This window comes from Microbacterium sp. Ag1 (assembly GCF_001005635.1).
In the GTDB taxonomy this organism is placed as follows: Bacteria; Actinomycetota; Actinomycetes; order Actinomycetales; family Microbacteriaceae; genus Microbacterium; species Microbacterium oxydans.
Map to the genome: position 1 here is coordinate 1 of NZ_LBCR01000007.1, position 4,816 is coordinate 4,816.

A 4,816-nucleotide genomic window follows, 5' to 3' on the forward strand; every position below is an offset into this window, starting at 1 on the left:
CCCCATCCTGACGCACAGGGCGGCGCCTCCGCTGGTTCGCATTGGAAAGGACCTCGAGGTCCTCGGCGATGAACTGAAGAAGGTGCGTATGGGGATGCAATCTTCCGCTCGTGCGGCCGCGTCGGCGCGCGCCGCTGCCGTGACCGGTGCTCGTCGGGCGAAACTGCATGGCCGCCGCCCCCGGACTCGCCGCACGCTATAGCGGAGATCGGATGGCACGGACCAACTGCTCCATCCTCGTCACCGCGGTTCCTTCGGCGCGTCGGTCGAAACGCGCCGTCACGGATTCCGGAATTTCACGCGGTCATGTCCTACCGTGTGAGGCGTTGATATCATGCGCGTCTGGGTGAACGCGCGAAGGGGGAAAAGTGTCAACGACACGAATTCGAGATGAAGCGCGCCGACGCGGCGGTCAGCTGGGACCCGCGGCGCTTGACCTGATGCGAGAAGTCTTCTCGTCACTCGTGTCGAAGTTCGCCACTATCCGCGCCCGAGAAAGCGTCGACGATCTGGTCCAGGGCTTCTTCGTTACAAAAGGCAAGGCGTATGCTGTCGCGGTTCTCGCTGCGACCGACGATGCGGCGGCGCGACGCATCACCTACGCCTGGGCGATGAACTGGCTCGTCGATGAAGCGCGCAAACTCCCCTTCGGAGCGCTGCGCAATCGGATCGAGAAGCGGCTAGAGCGAAGTGACCTCTTCTCACCCTCGGCGGCTGTTCACCATTGGTACTTGACTGGTGGTGAGGATACAGACCGATCTGTGCCCCTGGATGACCTCGAAGCGGTGGCGGCGGCGGCGGCGGCCAACGTCGCCGTACGCACTGAACCTAGCGGCAAGGTTGTGCTCGGCGCGCCAGGCGAACTCGAAGAGCTCCTACGTCGACTACTCGACCTTGCCGGTCGGCTCCACGTCGCGGAGATGACAGTGATATGTGGGGGCCGATTCCCGCTCGCGTTGCAGCGACGAGATGCCTCTCTCTCTGTTGTGGATACAGCGTGGGAGATCATCGAAGACTCCCATGAGGGGGATGACTCGGTCTTCACGACCGCGATGAGGATCCAATCGGAACGCATCGCAGCAGGCATCGTGCCGCAGCTCACCGACAAGGAGAAGACGGTGATTCGTCACCGCGGTGACATGGAGCGACTCGCTGATGCTCTAGGGTGCTCGCGCTCATCGGCCTACAATGCCGCTACACGTCTGCGAACAAGACTGCAGGAGCTAGCTGGGGCACAGCCAAACTCGCTTGAGATTCTGGCCGCGGTTGTGGAGCTCGTTCTGGACGAAACGGGCGCTGTCCCGTCTGCACACAATGACAGGGAGGATGACAGTGTCAACTGACGCCAATGACCGCTGGTTCGAGCTCGCGGCACAGTTCGCTGTCCCAGAGATCGTCAGCGAAACGGCCTCGTGCGGGGTCGCACGAGGCCAGCTACGGCAAGCAATGTGGGCCAACGCCGACGCTATCGTCCTGGTCGACCAAGTCGACGACGCAGGCGCGCTCGCCCACGTTTTCCCGGTCAGCGTAGAACCCGGGGTATGCGACTCTGAAACGCTCGTCGTCGACGAACCGGAGAGTCCGTTGCCCACCCCGCTCAATATCTGGCCGAGACAGGGGCACTGGGTGTCATTCGCTGCGCTCGACAACCTCCTTGAGACGCTCGGACCAGCAGCGCTCACTGTCATCGAGGCTGCCGGAAGAACGCTCCCGAGTTCCCATCAATCCGATCCCGAACCTGGATCAGGTGCGGCTCGTGCGATCTCTCAACTCTTCGACGCCGTCGACGCCCTCGAACTTGCCCCGCGCTTAGAAGAGGAGAGCGATTCAGCACATCGTTCCCGGCTTGACTTGGACTTGGAACTGGTGATGGATGTTCTCGAGATCAATCAGTCGAGAGCGATGGACATTGTGATGGGTTCTGAGCCGCTGTCGGAGTCGGAAGCCGAGATTCTCGCCGCTGCATCCAATGTCGCATCGGCCGACATCATGCAAGCCTTGGAGCCTTTGCCAGCGGATCTCTGTCGTGAGCTGCAAGAGCCGCGTTGGCGACGCGGTGTCCAACGGCGCACCAATGGAGGGGATGAGGCGGCCGGTCGTCTGCGTCTCGGGTACGACATCTACCAGCTCGCTGCCCGCCAGGCTGGAAGCGGCCGTGACATCTGGCGTCAGCGTCTTGAGGCACTCATGGCGACGGAGAGCGATTGATGCCGCGCTACTTTTCCGGAGCACAAGCTCAGGCCGAGGCCATGAAGGCTGCTTGGGTCGCGGCAGGCGGCTCGTTGGAAGACCTCACCCTCGATGCCTTTGAGGCCCTAGAGAAGCGCACCGACCTCGAGGTGCTTCGAGTGCCGGAGTTCGTCCCGCGTGACTCCGAACTGGGATGCTCCGTCGCGGGAGGCTACCGACACACCCCGCCGACGCTCGTCGTCACCGAGTCGATGTCATGGCGCCGGCAACAGTTCACGCTGCTGCACGAGCTTGGACACCATGTACAGCGCACCACCGTAAGTCTCGGCAAGGCTGTTCTGCGACAGCAGGACCGGGCAGGATTCGAGGACGCTGCGTGCGACGCGTTTGCCGCGAGCACCCTCTTGCCGGACGACATGGTGGATGAAGCGAGCATCCCGTTCGGTGGCCCGAGTGCTCAAACAGCGGTCGACCTGTTCGAGACCTCGAACGCCTCCCGCGCTGCCATCAGCGTGCGTATATCGGGACGTCTTCGCGGCGCCGGTGCGGTGGCTGTCGTGAACGAGGCTGGCATCGTCACCTTCGCAGCGGGGCGTGGCTCCATCTACGCGCCAGCTCGGCTCAGCGACCAGAGCGACAATCCGCTTATCCGCGCTGCGCTCGAGGACCGCGACCCGAAACGCGTCTGGTCGCGGGACGACGCGCGCATCTGGTACTCATCTGGTCACTCGACGAATGAGCTGTACGGTCAGGCCGCATGGGCTGGCGACAGGTTGTTCGTCGTCATGGTCGAAGAGTCGGCTCCATGGCGGAGCTACTCTCCGCCGCGAGAGCAGACCTCGCTGCAGCGCAAGAGCCGTTGGGCGACCTGCAACACTTGTGCGAAGAGTTTCGAGGTTCATCGCTACTGCCTTACCTGCAGCAAGCCCAAGTGCCCGTCGGGTCACTGCGGATGCACGGCTCCGACGCTGTTCGAGAAGATGTGCGATTCGTGCACGTTCGTGAAGCACACCAGCCAGTTCACGGAAGGTTCTGCTGTCTGCAAGGAGTGTGAGTAGGAAAACTCTGGACAGATCCGGAGCTGTCCCGTCTGAGTCTCTTGAGTGGGGGAAGACCTCCACCACCATCAAGAGAACGGAGCCCACCGTGGCATCTTCAGATCCTATCCACATCATCATCGACGGCCGTCCGTACAACGCTCCGAAGCGGCGCCTGACCGGCGTTCAGCTCCGTGAGCTCCTCGCCCCCACCCCGAAGAACATCTGGCTCGACGTCGCGGACGCACAGGACCACCTGGTCGGTGATGCCGAGACCATCGCCCTCAAGGATGGCATGCGGTTCTTCACAGACCGCGCGCTCACCATCTACATCGACAAGGTTCCCTACCTGGTCCGGTCGACCAGCATCACCGAGGACCAGCTTCGCGCGCTTCCGCAGCCTCCCATCCCCGAGAGCCACGGTGTCTGGAGGGACGTACAGGACGACCTCGACGACCCCATCGGTGACGGGGAAGTGGTCACCCTCGCTGACGGAGACCGCTTCTTCAGCCGCGCAGTGACGGTTCGCATCACGGTGAACCGCCAGCAGGTCTCCCTCAACGGTCGTCTGCACACCGGCCAGCAGATCAAGGACGCGGCCATCGCCCAGGGGGTTGCCATCAGCGCCGACTTCCTCCTCCTGCGCAAGACGGGCAAGAGCTTCACGGCGGTCGGCGATGACGAGCAGGTCCGTGTCCACCGTGACGAAAAGTTCCGCGCGGTCAACGGGGACGACAACTCGTGAGCGCCACGACCGAGCGGGTCTCGAACGCCATCGACGAACTCCGTGAGACATTCCCTGAGGCTGAAGTCACGTGCAACCCGGACGGTGAAGGCGGCGCATGGGTGACCATCGACCAGGTCCCGCTGGGGCCGGCGTTCGTTCAGGAGACATCATGGATGGCGTTTCAGATCACGCACCCCTACCCAGAGGCCGACGTCTACCCGCACTTCGTTCGTGCGGACCTGCAGCGGGTGGATGGCAATCCGCATGGAGAGGGTTTCGCGGTCACGTCCTACGGGCCGCAGAACGTGCAGGCGATGCAGCTCTCTCGACGCAGCAACAACCTCGATCCCTCCGTTGACACTGCGGCGTCGAAGGCGCTGAAGGTCCTGAAGTGGCTGGGGGAGCGGTGAGCGGCCCTTGGTCGGTGGTGATGACCGGGGAACAGTGGGACCTTCTGCGTACCCATCTGTTCCCCGGGGATCGAGACGAGCACGGAGCCGTTCTTCGCTGCGGGATTGCTCGCAGCCCTCGCGGCAACCGACTCCTCGTCCGTGACGTGGTGCTGGCCGAAGACGGTGTCGACTACGTTGCCGGGGACCGCGGCTACCGGAAGTTGACCGCGTCCTTCGTCGCAGACAACATCGACGTCTGCGCTGAGGAGGAGCTCGCGTACCTCGCGGTGCACAACCATGGTGGGCAGGCGGAGGTCGGCTTCTCCAGAACGGATATGGCGTCGCACGAGCGCGGCTACCCTGCGTTGCTAGACATCAACGACGGGGTGCCAGTCGGTGCGCTGGTGTTTGCAACGGGAGCGGTGGCTGGTGACCTCTGGCTTGGCGAGGGCGGAAAGTGTCAAGGCGGG

At 63.3% G+C, this 4,816-nt stretch carries 6 protein-coding genes; all 6 read left to right on the forward strand.

Going from position 1 to position 4,816, the window contains the following annotated elements:
* Window positions 1-464: 464 nt before the first annotated feature.
* A complete protein-coding gene (locus AAY78_RS00060; RefSeq protein WP_156172566.1) occupies window positions 465-1,343 on the forward strand; it encodes a sigma-70 family RNA polymerase sigma factor in 879 nt (292 codons plus the stop codon).
* Complete coding sequence (locus AAY78_RS00065) at window positions 1,333-2,208, forward strand: hypothetical protein (protein WP_046746344.1); 876 nt, start codon at window positions 1,333-1,335, stop codon at window positions 2,206-2,208. The genes AAY78_RS00060 and AAY78_RS00065 overlap by 11 nt, the downstream gene beginning before the upstream one ends.
* Window positions 2,208-3,248, forward strand: coding sequence for an ImmA/IrrE family metallo-endopeptidase (locus AAY78_RS00070; RefSeq protein WP_046746345.1), 1,041 nt, complete (start codon window positions 2,208-2,210; stop codon window positions 3,246-3,248). Before AAY78_RS00065 ends, AAY78_RS00070 begins: the two co-directional genes overlap by 1 nt.
* Before the next feature lie 88 nt (window positions 3,249-3,336).
* Window positions 3,337-3,972, forward strand: a complete 636-nt coding sequence (locus AAY78_RS19075) for a multiubiquitin domain-containing protein (RefSeq protein WP_052748572.1) — start codon at window positions 3,337-3,339, stop codon at window positions 3,970-3,972.
* Window positions 3,969-4,364 carry a hypothetical protein gene (locus AAY78_RS00080; protein WP_046746346.1) on the forward strand — a complete coding sequence of 132 codons (396 nt, stop codon included), beginning with the start codon at window positions 3,969-3,971 and terminating at the stop codon, window positions 4,362-4,364. The genes AAY78_RS19075 and AAY78_RS00080 overlap by 4 nt, the downstream gene beginning before the upstream one ends.
* 149 nt (window positions 4,365-4,513) lie before the next feature.
* Window positions 4,514-4,816: hypothetical protein (locus AAY78_RS19820; RefSeq protein WP_197077645.1), on the forward strand; the 303-nt coding region annotated here is incomplete at its 3' end.

Bases quoted from the DNA above. Each gene is read 5' to 3' on its own strand.
- AAY78_RS00070 (WP_046746345.1), top strand. From the start codon at position 2,208: ATGCCGCGCTACTTTTCCGGAGCACAAGCTCAGGCCGAGGCCATGAAG.